This window comes from Streptomyces sp. NPDC002499, from assembly GCF_053595415.1.
On record NZ_JBSFXO010000007.1, the window covers coordinates 27594 to 47727 of the forward strand.

Here is a 20134-nt window from a genome sequence, read left to right on the forward strand (position 1 = left end):
TCGCCCGCCGGGAATCTTCAGGACGTGCCGTTCGTCCTTGTCTGTGAGAAATGGGGGGCGGAATCGGCTCCAGGAGCCGCTTCCTGCACCCCGGCAGCGTAAAACAGCGCAAGCCGGGCAACCCAGAGGGGAGCCGTGTCATCTGACACGGTGCGAGGGGTTGCCGGCAGTGGGGAGTGACACGGTGATGGGCACGGCGGAGCGGCGCGAGGCACCCGGGGACGACCTGGGGACGCGTCTGAAGGCACAGCGGGGCCCGGAGGCGTCCGATCACGACATCCCGACCGGCGCGCGCGAGGCGCCGATCGCACAGGACACGGAACAGAGCACGCAGTACGTCGTGGGGGCGGACCGGGTCGCGGAACAGGTGCAGTCTGCCTACCAGCCATTGTGGATCGAGGAGCCGGCCAAGCGGCGCCGGATGCCCGACCCGGTCCGCACGTCGGCGGTGCGGGCGGTGATCATCATCGCGGTGACCCTGCTCCTGGCGATGGTCGCCTTCTTCTGCACCATGGCCGAGTCCTGGCTGGCCTTCCCGATGGTCATCAGCGCCATCGTCAGCACGGTGGTGGCCACCTGGGGCGCGCTCGACATCTGGGTGACCCGCCAGGTCTGGAACCAGCGCAACGGCGTGGTGTCGATTCCCAGCAGCACCGCCCGCACCCTGCGCCGTGAGCGCCGTCAGGCCCGCCGTCAGGCGAGGGCCACTGAGCGGGCGCAGGCCCGGATACGCAGGCGCGGCGGCAACGCGGGCCAGCTCTCGCACTCTTGAGGTCTTGAGCGTGCGTGCCCTCCGGTGGCCGGGGCGGGTGTCCTCGGGCCCGGAGGGCGAAAGTCGGCCGCCCCCGAAGGGGCATGCCCTCAAGACCCGCACCCTCAAAGCGCCGCAGGCTCCTGCCGCGTCTCGTTCTCCGCGCGCGCCAGTTCACGGCGGGCCCGCATGAAGGGGCGCGGTCGGTCCATGGACAGCACGGCGGTCGTACGGCCGTCCCGTTCGTAGAGCGCGAGGAAGCCGTCCTCGGCCGGTGCGCCGTCGGTGAGTTCGCCCTCGGCGATCCGGACGGTGTCGCCGTCCTGACGGCGCCCGGCGAACTGGATGCGGGCGCCGTACTGGTCCGACCAGAAATACGGCAGTGAGCGCGCGGTCCGCGCGGTGCGCCCGGCGAGCAGGTTGGCCACGGCGACCCGGGGCTGTTCGGTCGCCGAGGTCCAGTGCTCGGCGCGGGCTCCGCCTACGCGGGCCACGTCACCGACGGCGACGACCTGCGGGAGCGAGGTGACGCAGCCGTCGTCACACAGGACACCGTCGTGCAGGGCGAGCGTCGAGCCCGCGAGCCAGCCGGTGTTGGGGGTGGCGCCGATGCCGACGATCACGACGTCGGCAGGGAGGGCGCGGCCGTCGGACAGTTCCACGCCGGTCACGGCCGCCGTGCCGCGCAGTCCGGCCACTCCGGTACCGGTGATCAGGTCCACTCCGCCACGCCGGTGCAGAGCGGCGCACACGGCGGCCATCTCGGCGCCGAGTTGGGGCACGAGCGGCAGCGGGGCGGCCTCGACGACGGTGACCGTGTGACCGAGGGCGGCGCAGGAGGACGCGGTCTCGGCGCCGATGAATCCGCCGCCGATCACGACGACCTGGCGTGGCCCCCGGGTGAGTTCCTCGCGCAGGGCGCGGGCGTCGTCGAGGGTGCGCAGGGTGTGGACGCCGGCCAGGTCGTCGCCGGGGAGGCGGCGGGCGCGGGCGCCGGTGGCGATGACGACACCGTCGGTGGAGACCGTACGGCCGCCGTCGAGAAGGACGGTGCGGCCGCGGGCGTCGAGTCCGCGGGCGCGGGTGCCCAGCAGCCACTCGGCGTCGAGTTCGCCGGTCTCCTCGTCGTCGGCGAGCGCGAGGTGGTCCTCGTCGGCCCGTCCGGTGAGGAAGTCCTTGGAGAGAGGGGGACGGTCATAGGGGCGGTGGGGTTCGTCGCCGACGATCACCAGCCTGCCGTCGAAGCCCTGGGCACGCAGTTCCCGGGCGGCGTACAGGCCGGAGAGGGAGGCGCCGACGACGGTCACGGTCCTCATGCGGCGGTGCCCTCCTGCGCGGCGAGGTGGACATGGACGACACCGTCGTCCACGGTGACGCGGTGGGTGCGGACGGCGCGACGGGCCGGGAGGCAGGTCGGCTCGCCGGTGCGGAGATCGAATGAGGCGGCGTGCAGCGGGCATTCGACCAGACACCCCTCCAGCCAGCCCTCGGAGAGGGACGCGTCCTGGTGGGTGCAGGTGTCGTCGATGGCGTACAACTCGCCCTCGTCGGTGTGGAACACCGCGACGGGCGGGGTCGTCTCGAGGCGGACGGATTCGCCCTCGGGGAGGTCTTCGAGGCGGCAGACGGGAATCACGGGCCCCCCTCTCGGTCCGGGACACTCGGTCCGGGACCTGTGTGGTCCTGGCGGATGCGGATCAGGAGTGCGATGCGGTTCGGGAGCGCGGACCTTCGTCGGTCCGGCGGTGGTGCAGGCACCGGGGCGTCTTCGGTCCGGCGGCCGGGATGTGCCGGACCTTCACAGGTCCGGGCGGTCCGGCCCCCTTCCGGAGATCGGACGCTTCGGTAACATGAAGTTTCGTATAGCGCACGAACCCGCGCCATGCGCAACAGAATCCGGTCGGGACAACCGTCGCGTCAAGGGTTTCCCGAAGATGCGGCCCAAAGATGGCCGTCAGGTGGTGAGAGTTGACCCATGACCCGAACGCAGAAGCAGCCTGACCGTGGCGAGGAGCCCTTGGGAAGCTCGGAGAAGCAGAGCGGCAGAGGCACGGCCAGCGCCGTCCAGTCGGTGGACCGTGCCGTGAGCGTGCTGGAGATCCTCGCCCGGCACGGAGAGGCGGGCGTCACCGAGATCGCCGACGAGCTGGACGTGCACAAGTCCACCGCCTTCCGACTGCTCGGCGTCCTGGAGAACCGCGGCCTGGTGGCCCAGGCGAAGGACCGCGGAAAGTACTACCTGGGGGCCGGTGTACTACGCCTGGCGGGGGCGGCGGCAGTACGCCTGGACATCTCGCAGGAGGGCGTCCCGGTGTGCCGGGAACTCGCCGACGAGCTGGGCGAGACCGTGAACATCGCGGTCCTCGACGACGACGCGGCCGTCAACATCATGCAGGCCCGCGGCACCGCGTCCGTGACCGCGCAGAACTGGCTCGGCCGGCGCACCCCGCTGCACGCGACCTCCAGCGGCAAGGTGCTGCTCGCGCACATGTCGCCCACCCTGCGGGAGGGCCTGCTCGCCCGCACCCTGCCGCGCTTCACCGAGCGGACCATCACCGGGTCGTCGGCGCTGCGCGGCGAGTTGGAGGCGGTCGTCGAGCAGGGCTACGGGGTCACCATCGAGGAGCTGGAGCTGGGGCTCGCCGCGGTGGCCGTCCCGGTCCGCGCGCACGACGGCAAGGTCATCGCGGCGCTCAGCGTCTCGGGCCCGGTGTACCGGCTGAACGGCGACCGGCTGCCCGAGGTGGCCAAGCGCACGGTGGCGGCGGGGGCCGACCTGTCCCGCCGGATGGGGTACGGCTTCTGACCGACCCCGGAGCAGACACGCGAGAGAACCGCCGACGGCGCGGGACCGGAATCTCCTGGTCCCGCGCCGCTGTGTATCCGGCAGATTTCGGCCGCCCCGTTCCTTTTGCCAAGGGTTAACGCCCACCTCTTGACGACCCCATGATGGCGTTCTCAATATGTTCCTCATCGCGCAACCCAAAGTGCACTGCGCAACAGCAGAGGAGCTTGGTCGTGCCACACGAGGTCCGTGCCGTAGTCGCTGTCAAAAAGGGCGCACCCGTCGAGGTGCAGACGATCGTCGTCCCCGATCCCGGTCCCGGAGAGGTCCTCGTCTCCGTACAGGCCTGCGGTGTCTGCCACACGGACCTGCACTACCGGGAGGGCGCGATCAACGACGACTTCCCCTTCCTGCTGGGCCATGAGGCGGCCGGCACGATCGAGGAGGTCGGCGCCGGCGTCACCGATCTCAAGCCCGGCGACTACGTGGTGCTCGCCTGGCGCGCGCCCTGCGGCAGTTGTCGCTCCTGTCGCCGCGGCCGCCCCTGGTACTGCTTCGACTCCCGCAACGCCACGCAGCCGATGACCCTGCTCGACGGCACCCCGCTCAGCAACGCCCTCGGCATCGGCGCCTTCGCCGAGAAGACACTGGTCGCGGCCGGGCAGGCGGTGAAGATCGACCCGGCGGCCCGCCCCGAGGCCGCGGGCCTCATCGGCTGCGGTGTGATGGCCGGTTACGGCGCCGCGGTGAACACCGGCAACGTCGGGCGTGGCGACTCGGTCGCCGTCATCGGCTGCGGCGGCGTCGGCAACGCGGCCATCGCGGGCGCCTGTCTGAACGGCGCGATGAAGGTCATAGCCGTCGACATCGACGACCGGAAACTCGACCAGGCGGAGAAGTTCGGCGCCACGCACACCGTCAACTCCCGTGGCACGGACCCGATCGAGGCCGTCCGCGCACTCACCGACGGACACGGCGTCGACATCGCGATCGACGCGGTGGGCCGCCCCGAGACCTTCACCCAGGCCTTCTACATGCGCGACCACGCGGGCCTGTTGGTCCAGGTCGGCGTCCCCTCCCCCGAGATGAAGGTCGAACTCCCGCTGATCGACGTCTTCTCGCGCGGCGGCGCCATCAAGTCGTCCTGGTACGGCGACTGTCTGCCGAGCCGCGACTTCCCCTATCTCATCGACCAGTACCTGTACGGACTCCTCGACCTCAACGCCTTCGTGTCCGAGACGATCGCCCTCGACCAGGTCGAGGAGGCGTTCGCCAAGATGCACCGCGGCGAGGTACTGCGCTCGGTGGTCGTCCTGTGACCGCCGCCGTCTGAACGCCCCCGTCCCCTCAACACCCCTACTCCCCCAGCGCGTTCACCCCCACCCCGGCAAGGAGGGGCATGTCCAGCACGCCCGAAACCCGCCCGCACGGTCCCCGTGTCGTCGTCATCGGCGCCGGCATCGTCGGCTGCTCGCTCGCCGACGAACTGACCGCCCGCGGCTGGACCGACGTCACCGTCCTCGAGCAGGGCCCCCTGCCCGCCCCCGGCGGCTCCACCTCGCACGCGCCCGGTCTCGTCTTCCAGACCAGCCCCTCCAAGACCCTCGCCGAGTTCGCCAAGTACACGGTGGAGAAGTTCAGTTCGCTCGAGGTCGACGGCGTCCCCTGCTTCAACCAGGTCGGCGGCCTTGAGCTGGCCACCACCCCTCAGCGCCTCGCCGACCTGCACCGCCGGGCCGGCTACGCGGCGGCCTGGGGCATCCGCGGCGAGGTCGTGAGTACCGCCCGCTGCAAGGAACTGTGGCCCCTGGTCGACGAGTCGGTCGTTCTCGGCGGCTTCCACACCCCCGACGACGGCCTGGCCCGCGCCCTGCTCGCGTCCCGCGCCCAGCTGGAGCGGGCCACCGAGCGGGGCGCCCGGTTCCTGGAGCGCCACACGGTCACGGGCATCGAGCAGGAGAACGGCCGCGTCACCGGCGTCATCACCGACCAGGGCACCTTCCCCGCCGACCACGTCGTCTCCGCGGCCGGCTTCTGGGGCCCGGTGATCGGCCGCATGGCCGGCATCGACGTACCGCTCCAACCACTCGCGCACCAGTACGCGAAGACGAAACCGCTCCCCGAACTCGCCGAAGCCACGGCCGAGGCCACGCGGCCGATCCTCCGCTTCCAGGACCGCGACCTCTACTTCCGCGAGCACGCCGACCGCATCGGCATCGGCTCCTACGCCCACCAGCCGCTGCCCGTCGACCCGTTCGCGATCCTGCCGTACGACGAGGCGCGCGCCCGGGACATGGACATGCCGTCCTCGTTCCCGTTCACCGCCGAGGACTGGGCGCCGAGTTGGGAGGACTGCCGGTGGCTGGTGCCGGCGCTGCGGGACGCCGAGATCGAGGAGGGCTTCAACGGCGTCTTCTCCTTCACCCCCGACGGCATGCCGGTCCTCGGCGAGTCACGGGCGCTGCGCGGCTTCTGGCTGGCCGAGGCGGTCTGGGTCACCCACTCCGCGGGGGTCGCGCGGGCCGTCGCCGAGTGGATGGTCGACGGGCGGCCCTCGCTCGACCTGCACGAATGCGACCTCACGCGGTTCGAGGAAGCACAGCGTTCACCGTCGTACGTCCGTGAACGCGGTTCACAGCAGTTCGTCGAGGTGTACGACGTTCTGCACCCCCTCCAGCCGATGGAGAGCCCGCGCCCGCTCCGCGTCAGCCCCTTCCATGCCCGCCAGGAGCAGCTCGGCGCGTTCTTCCTGGAGGGCGGCGGCTGGGAGCGCCCGCACTGGTACGAGGCCAACGCCCCGCTCGTGGACGACCTCGACGCGCTCCCCGAGCGCGACGCCTGGTCGGCCCGCTACTGGTCCCCGATCGCCGCCGCCGAGGCCCGCGCGACCCGCGAGAAGGTCGCCCTGTACGACATGACCCCGCTGCGCCGCCTGGAGGTCACCGGCCCCGGCGCCCTCGACTTCCTCGACCGCATGACCACCAACAACCTGCGCAAGAAGCCCGGCGCGGTCACCTACACCCTCCTGCTCGACGAGACCGGCGGCGTCCGCTCCGACCTCACCGTGGCCCGTCTCGCCCCGGACCGCTTCCAGGTCGGCGCCAACTCCCCCGCGGACCTCGACTGGTTGACCCGGCACGCCCCCGAGGGCGTGCACATCAGGGACATCACCTCCGGCACCTGCTGCATCGGCGTCTGGGGCCCCCTCGCCCGCGACCTCGTCCAGCCGCTGACCCGCGACGACTTCTCGCACGAGGCCTTCGGCTACTTCCGCGCGAAGGAGACGTACATCGGACACGTCCCCGTCACCGCCATGCGCCTGTCGTACGTCGGTGAGCTGGGCTGGGAGCTGTACACCACCGCCGACCTGGGCCTGCGTCTGTGGGACACGCTCTGGGCGGCCGGCCAGGAGCACGGCGTCGTCGCGGCCGGGCGCTCCGCCTTCAACTCCCTGCGCCTGGAGAAGGGTTACCGCTCCTGGGGCACCGACATGACCGACGAGCACAGCCCGTTCGAGGCGGGCGTCGGCTTCGCGGTGCGCATGGACAAGGTGTTCGTCGGCCGCGAGGCCCTCTCGGACGCGCCGGTCACCCGCAAGCTGACCCCGCTCCTCCTCGACGACCCCGCCGCCGTGGTCCTCGGCAAGGAGCCCGTCCTCGTCGACGGCGCCCCCGCCGGCTACGTCACCAGCGCCTCGTACGGCTACACGCTGGGCCGCTGCGTCGCGTACGCCTGGCTGCCCGTGCTCCCCACCGGGGCCGCCGTGCACATCGAGTACTTCGGCGAGAAGGTCCCGGCGACCGTGGCCGAAGAGCCCTTGTTCGACCCGAAGATGACCCGCATCCGCCGATAGGAGGCAGGCTGTGTCCCCGACTTACGACGTGATCGTCATCGGTCTCGGCGGCATGGGCAGCGCCGCCGCCCACCATCTGTCCGCCCGCGGCGCCCGTGTCCTCGGCCTGGAGAAGTTCGGCCCGGTCCACAACCGCGGCTCCAGCCACGGCGGTTCGCGGATCACCCGGCAGTCCTACTTCGAGGACCCGGCGTACGTACCGTTGTTGCTGCGCGCCTACGAGCTGTACGAGGACCTGCACCGGGCCACCGGTCGCGAGGTCGCGATCCTGCCCGGCGGTGTGATGGTCGGCCGTCCCGACTCGCGGACCGTCTCCGGGTCGCTGCTGTCGGCCCAACAGTGGGACCTGCCCCACGAGATGCTCGACGCCAAGGAGATCCGCCGCCGTTTCCCGACGCTCGCGCCGAAGGACGACGAGGTCGCCCTGTACGAGAAGAAGGCGGGGCTGCTGCGGCCCGAGAACACGGTCGCGGCCCATCTCCAATTGGCCACCCGGCAGGGCGCCGACCTGCACTTCGAGGAGCCGATGACGCGCTGGGAGCCGTACCGGGACGGCGTCCGCGTGCACACCTCCGAGAACACCTACACAGCGGGGCAGTTGGTGATCTGCCCGGGCGCCTGGGCGCCGCAGCTGCTGACCGACCTCGGGGTGCCGTTCACCATCGAGCGGCAGGTCATGTACTGGTTCCAACCGAGGGGCGGGGTCGATCCCTTCGTCCCCGCGAACCACCCGATCTACATCTGGGAGGACGCGGCCGGCGTCCAGGTGTACGGCTTCCCGGCCATCGACGGTCCCGAACTGGGCGCGAAGGTCGCCTTCTTCCGCAAGGGCGGCGAGGTCACCACCCCGGAGACCATCGACCGGACCGTGCACGAGGAGGAGGTCCGGGCCATGGCCGACCACATGGCCGGCTGCATCCCGGATCTGCCCGGCACCTTCCTCAAGGCCGCGACCTGCATGTACTCCAACACCCCCGATGAGCACTTCGTGATCGCCCGGCACCCCGCGCACCCGGAGTCGGTGACCGTGGCCTGCGGTTTCTCCGGGCACGGTTTCAAGTTCGTGCCCGTCGTCGGCGAGATCGTCGCCGATCTGGCCCTGACCGGCGCCACCGAGCACCCCATCGGCCTGTTCGACCCCGCCCGCCTCGCCGCCGCGCCCGCCTGAGGAGCAGCCTCGTGACGACGATCCCGATGTCCCCCGTCCCCCTCCCCGACACCCCCAGCCTGATCTCCACCCTCCCCGGGCACTACTACACCGACCCGGAGATCTTCCGGCAGGAGCAGCAGCACCTGTTCGAGTCGATGTGGATCTGTGCCGTCCGCAGCGCCGACCTGGCCAAACCCGGCGCGTTCCGGACCGTCCAGGTGGGCCGCGAGAACGTGATCATCACCCGGACGCGCAAGGGTGAGCTGCGCGCGTTCCTCAACATCTGCCGCCATCGCGGGGCCCGGCTGTGCATGGAGGAGGCCGGCGAGGTCCGGCGCAGCCTGCAGTGCCCGTACCACGCATGGACGTACGACCTGGACGGCAAATTGATCGCCGCACCCAACTTGATCAAGATGCCTGATGTTGATCGGGTCGAGTACGGGTTGATCAATGTGTCACTGCGGGAGTGGCTCGGTTACGCCTGGGTGTGCCTGGCGGACGAGCCGCCCTCCTTCGAGGACACGGTCACGCACGCGGCTGTGGAACGGCTCGGCGACCCGGCCGCGATCGAGCACTACGGCACCGAGGACCTGGCCCTCGGCAAGCGCATCACGTACGACGTGAAGGCGAACTGGAAGCTGATCGTCGAGAACTTCATGGAGTGCTACCACTGCGCGACGATCCACCCGGAACTGACCGACGTGCTCCCGGAGTTCGCGGAGGGCTACGCCGCCCAGTACTACGTGGGCCACGGCGCCGAGTTCGGCGCCGAGGTCAAGGGCTTCACGGTCGACGGCAGCGAGGGCTTCGCGAAGCTGCCGCAGGTCTCGGAGGACCAGGACCGGCGCTATTACGCCATCACGGTGAAGCCGACGGTCTTCATCAACCTCGTACCGGACCACGTCATCCTGCACCGCATGTTCCCACTGGCCGAGGACCGCACGATCGTGGAGTGCGACTGGCTGTACGCGCCGGAGGTGGTCGCCTCGGGCGCCGATGTCTCGAAGTCGGTGGAGCTGTTCCACAGGGTGAACGAACAGGATTTCGAAGCATGTGAACGGACACAACCGGCCATGGCGTCGCGGGCGTACCGCAAGGGTGGTGTGCTGGTTCCCAACGAGCACCACATCGGGATCTTCCACGAGTGGGTCCTGGAGCAGCTGGGAGGCGGCCATGCCGGACCTGTTCATTGACGGAAGCTGGCGGAGCGCGGTCGATCAACGTACGCGCGAGATCCGCTGTCCGGCCGACGTCTCCCTGGTCGCCGTGGTGGACGAGGCCGGCGGCAAGGACACCGTGGAGGCCATCGCGGCCGCCCGGCGCGCCTTCGACGAGGGCCCCTGGCCGGGCACCTCCCCGAACGAGCGCGGCGATCTGCTGCTGCGGGTGGCCGACCTCCTGGCCCGCGACAAGGAGGCACTCGCGCGTGCCGAGTCCCTGGACACCGGGAAGCGGTATGTGGAGAGCGAGTACGACATTGACGACATCGTCAACTGTTTCCGCTACTTCGGCCGACTCGTCGCGAGCGAAACCGGCCGGGTGATCGACACGGGGGCGGAGGGCGTCGACAGCCGGGTGGTGTACGAGCCCGTCGGTGTCTGCGCGCTGATCACCCCCTGGAACTATCCGCTCCTCCAGACGGCCTGGAAGGTCGCCCCGGCCCTCGCGGCGGGGTGCACCTTCGTCCTGAAGCCGAGCGAGCTGACCCCGCACACGGCCATCCATCTGATGCGGCTGCTGGAGGAGGCGGGACTGCCGGCGGGCGTGGCCAACCTGGTCCTCGGCGCGGGTCCCGAGGCGGGCGCCCCGCTCGGTGACCACCCGGACGTCGACATGGTGTCGTTCACGGGCGGCCTGCAGACCGGCCGCCATCTGATGGCGGTGGCGGCGCCGACGGTCAAGAAGGTCGCCCTCGAACTCGGCGGCAAGAACCCCAACGTCGTCTTCGCCGACGCCGACTTCGACACGGCCGTGGACATGACCCTGACCGCGGTCTTCCTGCACTCCGGGCAGGTCTGCTCGGCGGGGGCGCGCCTCCTGGTGGAGGACTCGCTGCACGACCGGTTCGTCGACGAGGTCGTCCGCCGGGCCCGGGAGATCCGGCTCGGCGGCCCCTTCGACGAGCGCGCGCAGGCCGGGCCGCTGATCTCGGCGGCACACCGGGCCAAGGTCGAGGCGTACGTGGCCAGGGGCCTGGCGGAGGGCGCGGTGCTGCGCTGCGGCGGCGTGCGGCCGACCGGCGCGGAGTACGACGACGGCTTCTACTACCCGCCCACCGTCCTGGGCGACTGCTCCGTGGGGATGCACGTGGTGCAGGAGGAGTCCTTCGGACCGGTGCTGACCGTGGAACGCTTCAGCGACGAGGACGAGGCCGTACGGCTGGCCAACGGGACCGTCTACGGTCTCGCGGGCGCCGTGTTCACGACCGACGAGGGCAAGGCCGCGCGCGTAGCCTCGCGGCTGCGCCTGGGGACGGTCTGGATCAACGACTACCACCCGTACGTGCCGCAGGCCGAATGGGGTGGCTTCAAGCAGTCCGGCTTCGGACGCGAACTCGGACCCTCCGGACTCGCCGAGTACCGCGAGACGAAGCACATCTGGCGCAACACCGCACCCAAGCCGCAGGGCTGGTTCGACTAGCGCCGCGAGGCGCGTGCGCCTAACTCCCGCGTAACAACGCGCACATGATCCCCACGTATAACCAACCCCCTCACTGATCAACCCGTCACGCATCAACTCTTGATCGATCAACCCCCCTCATCGATCCCGGCACCCGCAGAGCCGCTCCCCTCCCTCCCCAGGCCCACCAGGAGTCCGCTCATGACGACAACCGAGCAACCACCATCCGGATCACACGGCCACGACGACACCGAACTCGCCGAGTTCGGCTACAAACCCGAGCTCAAGCGCACCCTCGGCAACTTCCACACCTTCGCCGCCGGGATCAGCTACATCTCGATCCTGACCGGCACCTTCCAGCTCTTCTACTTCGGCTACGGCAGCGGCGGCCCCGCCTACTGGTGGTCGTGGCCGATGGTCTTCGTCGGCCAGTTCATGGTCGCCCTCTGCTTCGCCGAACTGGCCGCCCGCTATCCCGTCGCGGGCTCGGTCTACAACTGGTCGAAGAAGATAGGCAATCCGCACCTGGGCTGGCTGGCCGGCTGGACGATGCTCATCGCGTCGATCGTGTCGATCGCGGCCGTGGCACTCGCCTACCAGCTCACGCTGCCGCAGATCTCCCATGTGTTCCAGATCGTCGGCGACGGAACGGGCAAGTACGACGTGGCGACCAACGCGGTCATCCTGGCCGCGGTGTTGATCCTGTTCACGACCCTCGTGAACGCCTTCGGCGTCAAGCTGATGGCCACGATCAACTCGGCGGGCGTGTTCATCGAGTTGATCGCCACGGTCGTACTGATCGTCCTGTTCGCCGTCCACATCACCCGCGGCCCGCAGGTGGTCATGGAGACCAACGGCACCGGGGCCGGATACGGCGCCGGCTATCTGGGCGCGTTCCTGGTGGCCTCGCTGGCCTCGGCGTACGTCATGTACGGCTTCGACACGGCGGCCTCGCTGGGTGAGGAGTCCGTGGACCCGTCCCGCAACGCGCCCCGCGCGATCATCCGGGCGATCGTCGCGTCCTTCGTCCTGGGTGGCCTTGTCCTGCTGCTCGCGCTGATGAGCGTGTCCAGCCTGAAGAGCGGGAAGCTGTCCGTCGACGGTCTCCAGTACATCGTCCTGGACGTGCTCGGCTCCACGGCCGGCAAGGCGATGCTGTGGTGCGTGCTGATCGCGGTCACCGTCTGCGCTCTCGCCGTGCACACGGCGGCGATCCGGCTGGCGTTCGCGATGTCCCGGGACAACAACCTGCCCGCGTCCTCGAAGCTGGCCAAGGTCAGCCCGCGCTTCAAGACGCCGGTGCTGCCGGCCGTGATCATCGGCATCCTGGCGCTGGCGATCCTGGTGGTCAACATCCGCCAGCCGCAGATCTTCACGGTCGTCACCAGCATCGGCATCATCATGATCTACCTCGCCTACCTGGGTGTCACCGGACCGATGCTGGTGGCGCGGCTGCGCGGCAAGTGGGAGCCGGCCGGCGACGGCAAGTTCTCGCTGGGCCGTTGGGGCCTGCTGGTCAACATCGTGGCCGTGCTGTGGGGCGCGGGCATGACGCTCAACCTGATCTGGCCGCGTGCCGCCGTCTACAACGCGACCGCCCCCTTCCACTGGTACCTCCAGTGGGGCGCGCTCCTGTTCGTCGGCGTGATCATGGGCGGCGGTTTCGCCTACTACTGGTTCGTCCAGCGGCACCGGACCGGCGTGCTCGCGGAGCACCGCCTGGAGAACGAGGCCGACGTGGCCACTCCCTTCGCCGCTCCGGCGGCCGACTGAAGGAGGTCAACAACTCATGAGCACCGATGAGTTCGACTACGTCGTGGTCGGCGGCGGCACCGCGGGCAACGTGGTGGCGGCCCGGCTCTCCGAGGATCCGTCGGTCACCGTCTGCGTCCTGGAGGCGGGACCCAGCGACGTCGGCGACGACGACATCCTCAAACTCGACCGCTGGATGGGCCTGTTGGAGTCCGGCTACGACTGGGACTACCCGGTCGAGCCGCAGTCCAGCGGCAACAGCTTCATGCGGCACGCGCGTGCCAGGGTGCTGGGCGGCTGTTCCTCGCACAACTCCTGTATCGCCTTCTGGGCGCCCGCCGAGGACCTCGACGACTGGGCGGCTGAGGGCTGTACGGGCTGGAGCGCGGCGGACCTCTTCCCGCTCTACCGGCGCCTGGAGAACAACGACGCCCCGGGCGACCACCACGGCCGCAACGGCCCGGTCAAGCTGCGCACGCTCAAGAGCGACGACCCGTGCGGCACGGCCCTGCTGGAGGCGTGCGCCCAGGCCGGCATCCCCACCACCGCCTTCAACACCGGGAAGACGGTGATCCGGGGCGCCAACTGGTTCCAGATCAACTCCGACGAGAACAACACCCGTCAGTCGTCCTCGGTCGCCTACCTCCACCCGATCCTGGGCAAGCGCCCCAACCTGGAGGTGCGCACGGGCGTACGCGCCAAGAAGCTCGTCCTCGAGGGGCGACGCTGCGTCGGCGCCGAGTACCTGGACCCGGACCTGATCCACCATCGGACGGTACGGGCCCGGCGCGAGGTCATCGTGTCGTGCGGCGCGATCGACACCCCGAAACTCCTGATGCTCTCCGGCATCGGTCCGGCCGAGCACCTGCGCGAGGTCGGCGTCGAGGTGGTCGTCGACTCGGCGGGCGTCGGCGAGAACCTCCAGGACCACCCCGAGGGCGTCATCATGTGGGACGCCAAACAGCCGATGACCACCACGTCCAGCCAGTGGTGGGAGGCGGGCATCTTCTACGACACCGAGGAGGGCCTGGACCGGCCCGACCTGATGTTCCACTACGGGTCGGTGCCGTTCGACATGAACACCGCGCGCTGGGGCTACCCCACCTCGGAGAACGCCTTCTGTCTCACCCCGAACGTGACGCGCGCGAAGTCGCGGGGCACGGTGCGGCTGCGGACCCGCGACTACCGGGACAAGCCCAAGGTGGACCCGCGCTACTTCACGCACGAGCACGACGCGCGCGTGATGACGTTCGGCCTCAAGCTGGCCCGGAAGATCGCCTCCCAGCCCGCGCTGAGCGGCTGGGCGGGCGCCGAACTGGCCCCCGGTCCGGACGTGCAGTCCGACGAGGAACTCCTCGACTACATCCACAAGACCCACAACACCGTCTACCACCCGTCCTGCACCGTGAAGATGGGCGCGGACGACGACCCCTCGGCCCCGCTCGACGCGCGGCTGCGGGTCAAGGGGGTCGAGGGACTCCGGGTCGCGGACGGTTCGGCGATGCCGGACCTGATCTCGGTCAACCCGTGCATCACGACGATGATGATCGGCGAGAAGTGCGCGGACTTGATCAAGGAGGATGCCTAGTCAAGTTGTCCGCACAGACATTGATCAACAGGTTGATCAACCTGTGCTCGGCGCCGGCCGCTTGTACATCCGCGTCGCCGTGATCTCGCTGCGCACCGCGTCACCTTCTCCGGCCGGGCCCTCCTCAGGGAGCCCCGGCCGGAGGTGTTCCTCCACGCTGATGTACTTCAGCCCCGCCCTGAGGTCCGCGTCGTTGCGCAGCCGGATGACCAGCGGGAACTCCGCCAGCGCCGTCGTGTCGAACAGACCGGTGGTGTACAGGAGTTGGACACCGAGCGCGTCCGACACGGCCCGCTGGAGCTCCAGCAGATACGTGGCGTTGGCCCGCCCGATCGGGTTGTCGAGGAACAGCGTGCCGGCGTGCCGGTGCTTGTCGCGCCCCCGGTCGTTGGAGCGCAGCGCGGCCATCGTGCAGTACAGCGCGATCGCCGCGGTGAGCAGCTGGCCGCCGGAGAAGACGTCGCCCATCTGCCCGACGGGCACGCGCTCGGCGCGCAGGACGGCGTCCGGCTTGAGGATCTCGACGGCGACCCCCTTGGGCTGGAGCGCCGCGCCCACACCGCGCAGCAGCAGGGACATGCCGTCCCGGCGCAGGTCGGAGTTCTTCTTCACGGCGGCCCGGGTCGCCTCGTCGACGACCTCGCCGAGCCGCTCGGTGAGGACGGCCTGGTCGGGCTCCTCGAAGCGGATGCGCAGAAACTCCTGCCCGGACCATTCGCCGAGCCCCTCGGGCAGTCGGGACAGCCGCTGGGCGGAACGCAGGGTGGCCAGCGCGGACTCGACGAGCCCCCGCAGCCGGTCCACGATCGAGTCCCGGTTGCGCTCCAGCTGCGCCAACTCGTCCGTCAGCACCCGCAGTCGGGGCGCGAAGGCGTCCGCCCACTTCTGGGCGTGCTCGGGCAGCGAGGACGCGGGCAGCTCGCGGATCTGCTGACGCGCGGGGGTGCGGACCTGCTCGTAGCGCGTGGCGTTGGCGTGCCGGACGAGGATGTCGCTCGCCTCGCGCACACCGGACTCGGCGGCCGACAGGTCGGCGGCGCAGCCGCGCAGCGACCGGCGGGCCTCGGCGGCGGAGTGCCGAGCCTCCTCCAGGGTGCCGGGATACGGCTCCGGCTCCTCCTGCTCGTCGTCGGAGGTGTGCTCGCGCAGCAGGTCACGGAGCATCGCCGCGACCTCCTCGAAGCCGCCGGCCCCGTCCTCGGCCGCCCGGTGGGCGTCGAGGAGTTCGGCGTGCGCCTCGCGCGCCTGGGTCAATGTCTCTGCGCGCGTGGCGAGTTCGGCGGTCGCCGTGCGCAGCAGCGCCTGGGCGTGCTCGGCGTCGCGCGGCTGGAGCTCCTCGGTCAGCTCGGTGTGGGTCTCGCCGTCCTCGGGCGCGTGCCGCTCGGCCTCGCCGCGCAGCCGGCCGAGCTGCTCGCTCGCGGTGGACATCCGGGTCTCCAGGAGCTGCACCAGCTCCTCGGCCCGGGCCACGGCGGCCTGCCGGGAGGGCCCGTCGGAGCCGTCCGGCGACTGGAGGAGCTGCGAGGCACGCGTGCGTACCTTGTTGCTCAGCCGGTCCAGGTCGGTCCGCGCGGCGCTCTCGTCGCTCTCCGCGCGGGCCTGCTCGGCCCGCAGATCGGCGCCGACGCCGACCTTCTCGTACAGCTGGGACGCGGCCCGGTAGGCCTCGCGGAAGGCGGGCAGCGACGCGCTGGGGTCGTCGGAGTCGCCCTCCGGCACGTCGTCGGGCGCGCCCGCGACCTCGGCGCGCTCGGCGCGCAGCGCGCGGGCGGTGCGGCGGGCGTCGTCGGCGGCCCGCTGGGCGGCGCGCCGGTCCTCGTCGGCGGCGCGGGCACGTTCCAGGCAGGCCTGGGCGCGGGCCTCCGACTCGGCGGCCTCGTCGGCCAGTTCACGCAGCTTGACCTGCCAGCCGGCCCGCTCGCGCAGCCGGAAGGCGAGCCCGGCGAGGGCGTCGGCGGCGCGCCGGGCCTTCTGCGCGGCCTCCTGCCGCTCGTCCCGGACCTGCCCGGTCTCGGCGGCGGCCTCGTCGGCCTCGGCCCGCGCGGTACGCGCCTCGGCCAGTTCCGCCTCGGACTCCTCGGCGAACTCGCCCGCGTCGTGCGAGGCCTGCGCCAGCTCGACGAGCCGACCCGCTGGGCAGCCGGTACGCCAGGACGCGAGCCGCGCCGCCAGCTCCCGGTCCTTGCCGAGCCGCGCGGCGAGCGTCCGGATCTCCTCGTCCCGCTCGGTCGCCCGCCCGCGCAGCGCCTGCCGCTCCTCGTCGGCGGCGTGCTCGTCGTGCATGGCCGGGTTCGGCGGTACGAGGAAGACGTCGCCCGGAGTGCCGTCGTCGGGCGGAGTCGGCGCGAGGAGAGCGGCCGCGGTGCCGACGGCCACGGCCGAGCGCGGCAGCAGCGCCGCGTCGCCGAGGGCGTCACGGGCACGCGCGTGCGTGTCGGGGTCGGTGATGATCACGCCGTCGACCAGCTCGGGGCGTGCGGCCAGCACGCGTGCGTGGTCGGCGGGGTCGACGGCCTGGGCGAGGTAGCGCCAGCCGGGCAGCGCCGGGATGCCGCGCTCGCCGAGGAACTCCACGGTGGCCAGCACATCGGGCCCGGGCGGCAGCAGCCCGCCGTCACCGAGCGCGCCGAGGATCCGGGAGTCGTCGGCGGCGGCCGTGCGCAGCTCGAAGAGCTGCCGTTCGGCGGCGGAGACGGAGTCGTCGAGGAGTTCGCGCAATTCGTCGGCGAAGCGGTCGAGTTCCTCGGGCGTGAAGGCCGCCTCGGCGTCCTCCACCTCGTGCCGGGGATGCGGGACCCCGGACCGCGGTCCGGTGCCGGACAGGCTCAGCAGCTCGGCGAGACGCTCCTCCGCGGCCAGCGCCTCGGCGATCCGGCGCTCGGCCTCGTACGAGCGCCGAGCAGCCGTCGCCGCGTCCGCCGCGCGGGCCGCCGTCAGTTCGGCGCGGGACTCGGCGGAGGCGGCCTCGCGGGCGTGCTCGGTGGCCTTGCGGGAGGCCTCGCGGGCCGCGTCCCAGGCGGTGACGGCCGACTTCTCGGCGTCGCTGGCCGCGAGGGCGGCGCGGGCCGGGTCGGCGTCGGGCGCGGTGTCGTCGAGCCAGCCGGCCCGCACCGCCTCGGCGGTCTCCTGCTCGACCTCGCTCAGCCGCTGGCGCAGATGCCCGACCTCGCTGCGGGCGCGCTGCGCCTGGGTCGCGGCGGCGGTCGCGTCCCGGTGCGCCGACTCGCCGACCTCCTGGAGTGAGCCGGACCGCTCCTCCTCCTCGTTGGCGAGGTTCTCGGCGCTCTCGGCGGCCCCGTGCAGGGCCCGTACGAGATCCACCGCGGCCTTGGCGCGGGCGGCGAGCGCCGGGGCCGCGTCCCGTTCGGCCTCCTGGATCGCGGCGGCCACGCGCGCGCCGCGGTCGGCGGCGGCGCGGTGGCGCAGCACGGCCTCGGCGGCCTGCCAGGCGGAGTGCAGGGTGCGCGCGTCGGCCAGCTCGCGCTTCTGCGCCGCGGCGGACTTCTCCGCCACGGCGAGCGCCAACGAGGCGTTGCGGTAGGCGAGTTCGGCGGCGATCAGCGCACTGCGCTCCCGCGCCGCTTCCGACTGGGTGACCGTGTACGCGGTCTCGGTGACGCGCCGGGCGAGTTCGGCGGCCCGTACCCGCTCCTGCCCACCTCGCGCGGAGAGCCGGCGTGCCAGGGTGCGGGTGCGGCGCTCGGCGGCGGTGTGGATGTCACGCGCGCGTGCCCGCGCCTCGGCGGCCTCCACGATCCGTCCGAGCAGGTCGACGGAGCCCGCGGTGAACTCCCGCTCGGCGATCAGCTCGGCCCGCCGCCCCAGCTTGTTGCCGAACCCGCCGACCAGGTCGGCCAGTCCGTCCGTGTCCCGGGTGTCGGTGACCGCACGCAGGAGCAGGTCGGTGAAGTCGGAGTCCTTCTTGACCGCGAAGAGTCCTGCGGCCTCACCCTCGTCGGCGTTCATCTCCCGCTGGTAGCGGAAGAGTTCGGGGTCCAGGCCGAGGTCGCCGAGGTGCTCGATCCAGCGGTCGTGGATCTCCTCCCAGTGCACCTCCAGGTGCGGATACGCCTTGGTCGCCTCGGTCATGGCGTCCCGGAAGCCCTTCATGGTGCGCCGTCGTCCCTGCGCTCCAGAGGCGCCCTCGACGGGCGGGCGTACGGAAGTGGCCTCGGCGACGGGCAGGTTGTCGAGGCTCAGTCCGGGTCCGGGCCGGAAGGAGTACCAGGCCTCGGCGAACTTGCGCGGGTCGTTGGAGACCTGGCGCCCGCGCCACTCGCTCACCTTGCCGACGACGACGCATTCGCCGGTCAGCGTGTGCTGCCACTCCAGCGCCACGTGCCCGCAGTCGTCGGCAAGCAGGAACTTGCGCAGCACGCCGGAGCTGGCGCCGCCCAGGGTGTTGCGGTGGCCCGGCAGCATCACGGAGAAGATCAGCTTCAGCAGGACGGACTTGCCGCCGCCGTTCTCCAGGAAGAGCACGCCGGCGGGCGCGGGGCGGCGCGGCGGGCCGACGGGCTCGTCCGCGAAGAACTCCGCCTGGGTGGGCGCGGGGTCGGGCACGGGCGCGCCGACGCCCCGCAGGTCGAGAACGGTGTCGGCGTAGCGCGCACCGGCGGGTCCGATCGAGTAGAGGCGGACCCTGGACAGCTCGTACATGGCGGACTCTCGTAAGTCTTCGGCAGGGCAGGGGGGTTCAGGAGTGGAACGGCAGTCCGGCGTCGGCCACCAGCTCCGACGCGTCGGTGTCCTCGGCGGGCAGCAGGGTGGGGGTGCCGTCGGTCACCGGGACGACGCCCAGTTCGAGGAGTTCGGTCAGGGCCGCGGTGCCCGCCATGTCCCGCACCTGGAGCTGGTAGCGGGCCGTGGTGCGGTAGGTGCCGCCGTGGTCGTCGCCGGTGCGCTGGAGGAAGCCGGAGTCGGTGAGGAACGCGGCGGCCTTGCCGACGATGCCGGTGGTGGAACCGGCGAGTCTGCGCGCGTCCTTGGTGGCGCCGGCGGCGCTGCGTCTGGCCCAGACCCGCCATGCGGCCTCCAGGCCTGGCGCGTCGGTCGCCGGGTCGGTGTTCTCCCCGTGCTCCTCGGCCCGCTCCTCGAGCCGACGGCAGGCCTGTCGTACGAAGGTGTCGACGCCGTTGACCGTCACGCGCCCGATGTAGCCGTCGTCGGCGAGGTCCTCGGGCCGCGGGAACGCCATGGCGGCGACGGCGAGGTGGGCCAGTCCGTGCAGGAACCGGTCGCTGCCGTCGGCGGACGTGCGACGCGCGTAGTCGCCCATGCGGACGGCGAACACCGAGTCCTCGGCGGCGGTCACCGCCATCCCCGCGCGCGGGGACACCTCGAGGACCACCAGGCCGAGCCCGGCGGCCACGGCGTCCGCGAGGCGGGCGAACGGCGGGTCCTCGCGGTAGCGGCGCAGCAGTTCCGCGTACTCCTGGTCGCGCGCGGGCTGCGTCTTGGGCTGCAGCCCGAACGCGACGAGCCGGGCCGCGTCGGCGGCGTCGGCGGGTGTGACGGCGGCGCTCGCCGGTGCGGCGGCGACGTCCGTCTCACTCCGGTCGGCGATCTCGCTCACGGTCGGTACCCCCTGTCGCTGTCCTGCTCGTGCCTACGCATACGCATACGGTTTTCGGTCC

At 71.5% G+C, this 20134-nt stretch carries 13 protein-coding genes; 9 read left to right on the plus strand and 4 right to left on the minus strand.

Translation table 11 applies throughout. The features are described 5' to 3' along the window. Positions 1–169 precede the first annotated feature (169 nt). Positions 170–772, plus strand: a complete 603-nt coding sequence (locus tag ACWD5F_RS20210) for a hypothetical protein (protein WP_451256035.1) — start codon at positions 170–172, stop codon at positions 770–772. 104 nt (positions 773–876) lie between these two features. Here the strand turns inward: ACWD5F_RS20210 and ACWD5F_RS20215 are convergent, their stop codons facing one another. Together ACWD5F_RS20215 and ACWD5F_RS20220 are read right to left on the minus strand one after the other, a co-directional pair. After that, positions 877–2067 (minus strand): NAD(P)/FAD-dependent oxidoreductase, encoded by a 1191-nt coding sequence (locus ACWD5F_RS20215; RefSeq protein WP_451256036.1) that lies wholly within the window; start codon positions 2065–2067, stop codon positions 877–879. Beyond that, on the minus strand, positions 2064–2387 hold the full coding sequence (locus ACWD5F_RS20220) for a bifunctional 3-phenylpropionate/cinnamic acid dioxygenase ferredoxin subunit (RefSeq protein WP_451256038.1): 324 nt from the start codon (positions 2385–2387) through the stop codon (positions 2064–2066). Before ACWD5F_RS20220 ends, ACWD5F_RS20215 begins: the two co-directional genes overlap by 4 nt. A 339-nt stretch (positions 2388–2726) precedes the next feature. On the opposite strand from ACWD5F_RS20220, the gene ACWD5F_RS20225 reads away from it, so the two are divergent. The 8 genes from ACWD5F_RS20225 (at position 2727) to ACWD5F_RS20260 (ending at position 14498) form a co-directional block, all read left to right on the plus strand. Continuing rightward, on the plus strand, positions 2727–3557 hold the full coding sequence (locus ACWD5F_RS20225) for an IclR family transcriptional regulator (protein ID WP_401725521.1): 831 nt from the start codon (positions 2727–2729) through the stop codon (positions 3555–3557). Positions 3558–3769: 212 nt separating this feature from the next. After that, positions 3770–4855: an S-(hydroxymethyl)mycothiol dehydrogenase gene (locus ACWD5F_RS20230; protein ID WP_451256040.1), complete on the plus strand. Its 1086-nt coding sequence runs from the start codon at positions 3770–3772 to the stop codon at positions 4853–4855. Between the two features lie 80 nt (positions 4856–4935). Beyond that, positions 4936–7389, plus strand: a complete 2454-nt coding sequence (locus ACWD5F_RS20235) for a GcvT family protein (protein ID WP_451256042.1) — start codon at positions 4936–4938, stop codon at positions 7387–7389. Between the two features lie 10 nt (positions 7390–7399). After that, a complete protein-coding gene (gene solA / locus ACWD5F_RS20240; RefSeq protein WP_451256044.1) occupies positions 7400–8557 on the plus strand; it encodes an N-methyl-L-tryptophan oxidase in 1158 nt (385 codons plus the stop codon). A gap of 11 nt (positions 8558–8568) precedes the next feature. Next, the gene (locus tag ACWD5F_RS20245) at positions 8569–9732 is read left to right on the plus strand and encodes an aromatic ring-hydroxylating oxygenase subunit alpha (protein WP_451256046.1); all 1164 of its coding nucleotides are present in this window, start codon (positions 8569–8571) and stop codon (positions 9730–9732) included. Further along, positions 9713–11179 (plus strand): aldehyde dehydrogenase family protein, encoded by a 1467-nt coding sequence (locus tag ACWD5F_RS20250; RefSeq protein ID WP_451256048.1) that lies wholly within the window; start codon positions 9713–9715, stop codon positions 11177–11179. The genes ACWD5F_RS20245 and ACWD5F_RS20250 overlap by 20 nt, the downstream gene beginning before the upstream one ends. Before the next feature lie 180 nt (positions 11180–11359). Beyond that, positions 11360–12931, plus strand: coding sequence for an APC family permease (locus ACWD5F_RS20255; RefSeq protein ID WP_401725505.1), 1572 nt, complete (start codon positions 11360–11362; stop codon positions 12929–12931). Between the two features lie 16 nt (positions 12932–12947). Then, positions 12948–14498 carry a GMC family oxidoreductase gene (locus ACWD5F_RS20260; protein WP_451256050.1) on the plus strand — a complete coding sequence of 517 codons (1551 nt, stop codon included), beginning with the start codon at positions 12948–12950 and terminating at the stop codon, positions 14496–14498. Positions 14499–14534: 36 nt separating this feature from the next. On the opposite strand, the gene ACWD5F_RS20265 is transcribed toward ACWD5F_RS20260, so the two are convergent. Further along, positions 14535–19157, minus strand: coding sequence for a hypothetical protein (locus ACWD5F_RS20265; protein ID WP_451256052.1), 4623 nt, complete (start codon positions 19155–19157; stop codon positions 14535–14537). A 37-nt stretch (positions 19158–19194) separates the two neighbouring features. Then, the gene (locus tag ACWD5F_RS20270; RefSeq protein ID WP_401725496.1) at positions 19195–20073 is read right to left on the minus strand and encodes a hypothetical protein; all 879 of its coding nucleotides are present in this window, start codon (positions 20071–20073) and stop codon (positions 19195–19197) included. Between the last annotated feature and the right edge of the window lie 61 nt (positions 20074–20134).

What these genes read in the sequence shown, in the direction of transcription:
- ACWD5F_RS20265 (WP_451256052.1), bottom strand. Translation starts at nt 19,157, where the DNA reads ATGTACGAGCTGTCCAGGGTCCGCCTCTACTCGATCGGACCCGCCGGT.
- ACWD5F_RS20225 (WP_401725521.1), top strand. Translation starts at nt 2,727, where the DNA reads ATGACCCGAACGCAGAAGCAGCCTGACCGTGGCGAGGAGCCCTTGGGA.
- ACWD5F_RS20260 (WP_451256050.1), top strand. Translation starts at nt 12,948, where the DNA reads ATGAGCACCGATGAGTTCGACTACGTCGTGGTCGGCGGCGGCACCGCG.
- ACWD5F_RS20255 (WP_401725505.1), top strand. Translation starts at nt 11,360, where the DNA reads ATGACGACAACCGAGCAACCACCATCCGGATCACACGGCCACGACGAC.
- ACWD5F_RS20235 (WP_451256042.1), top strand. Translation starts at nt 4,936, where the DNA reads ATGTCCAGCACGCCCGAAACCCGCCCGCACGGTCCCCGTGTCGTCGTC.
- ACWD5F_RS20250 (WP_451256048.1), top strand. Translation starts at nt 9,713, where the DNA reads ATGCCGGACCTGTTCATTGACGGAAGCTGGCGGAGCGCGGTCGATCAA.
- ACWD5F_RS20215 (WP_451256036.1), bottom strand. Translation starts at nt 2,067, where the DNA reads ATGAGGACCGTGACCGTCGTCGGCGCCTCCCTCTCCGGCCTGTACGCC.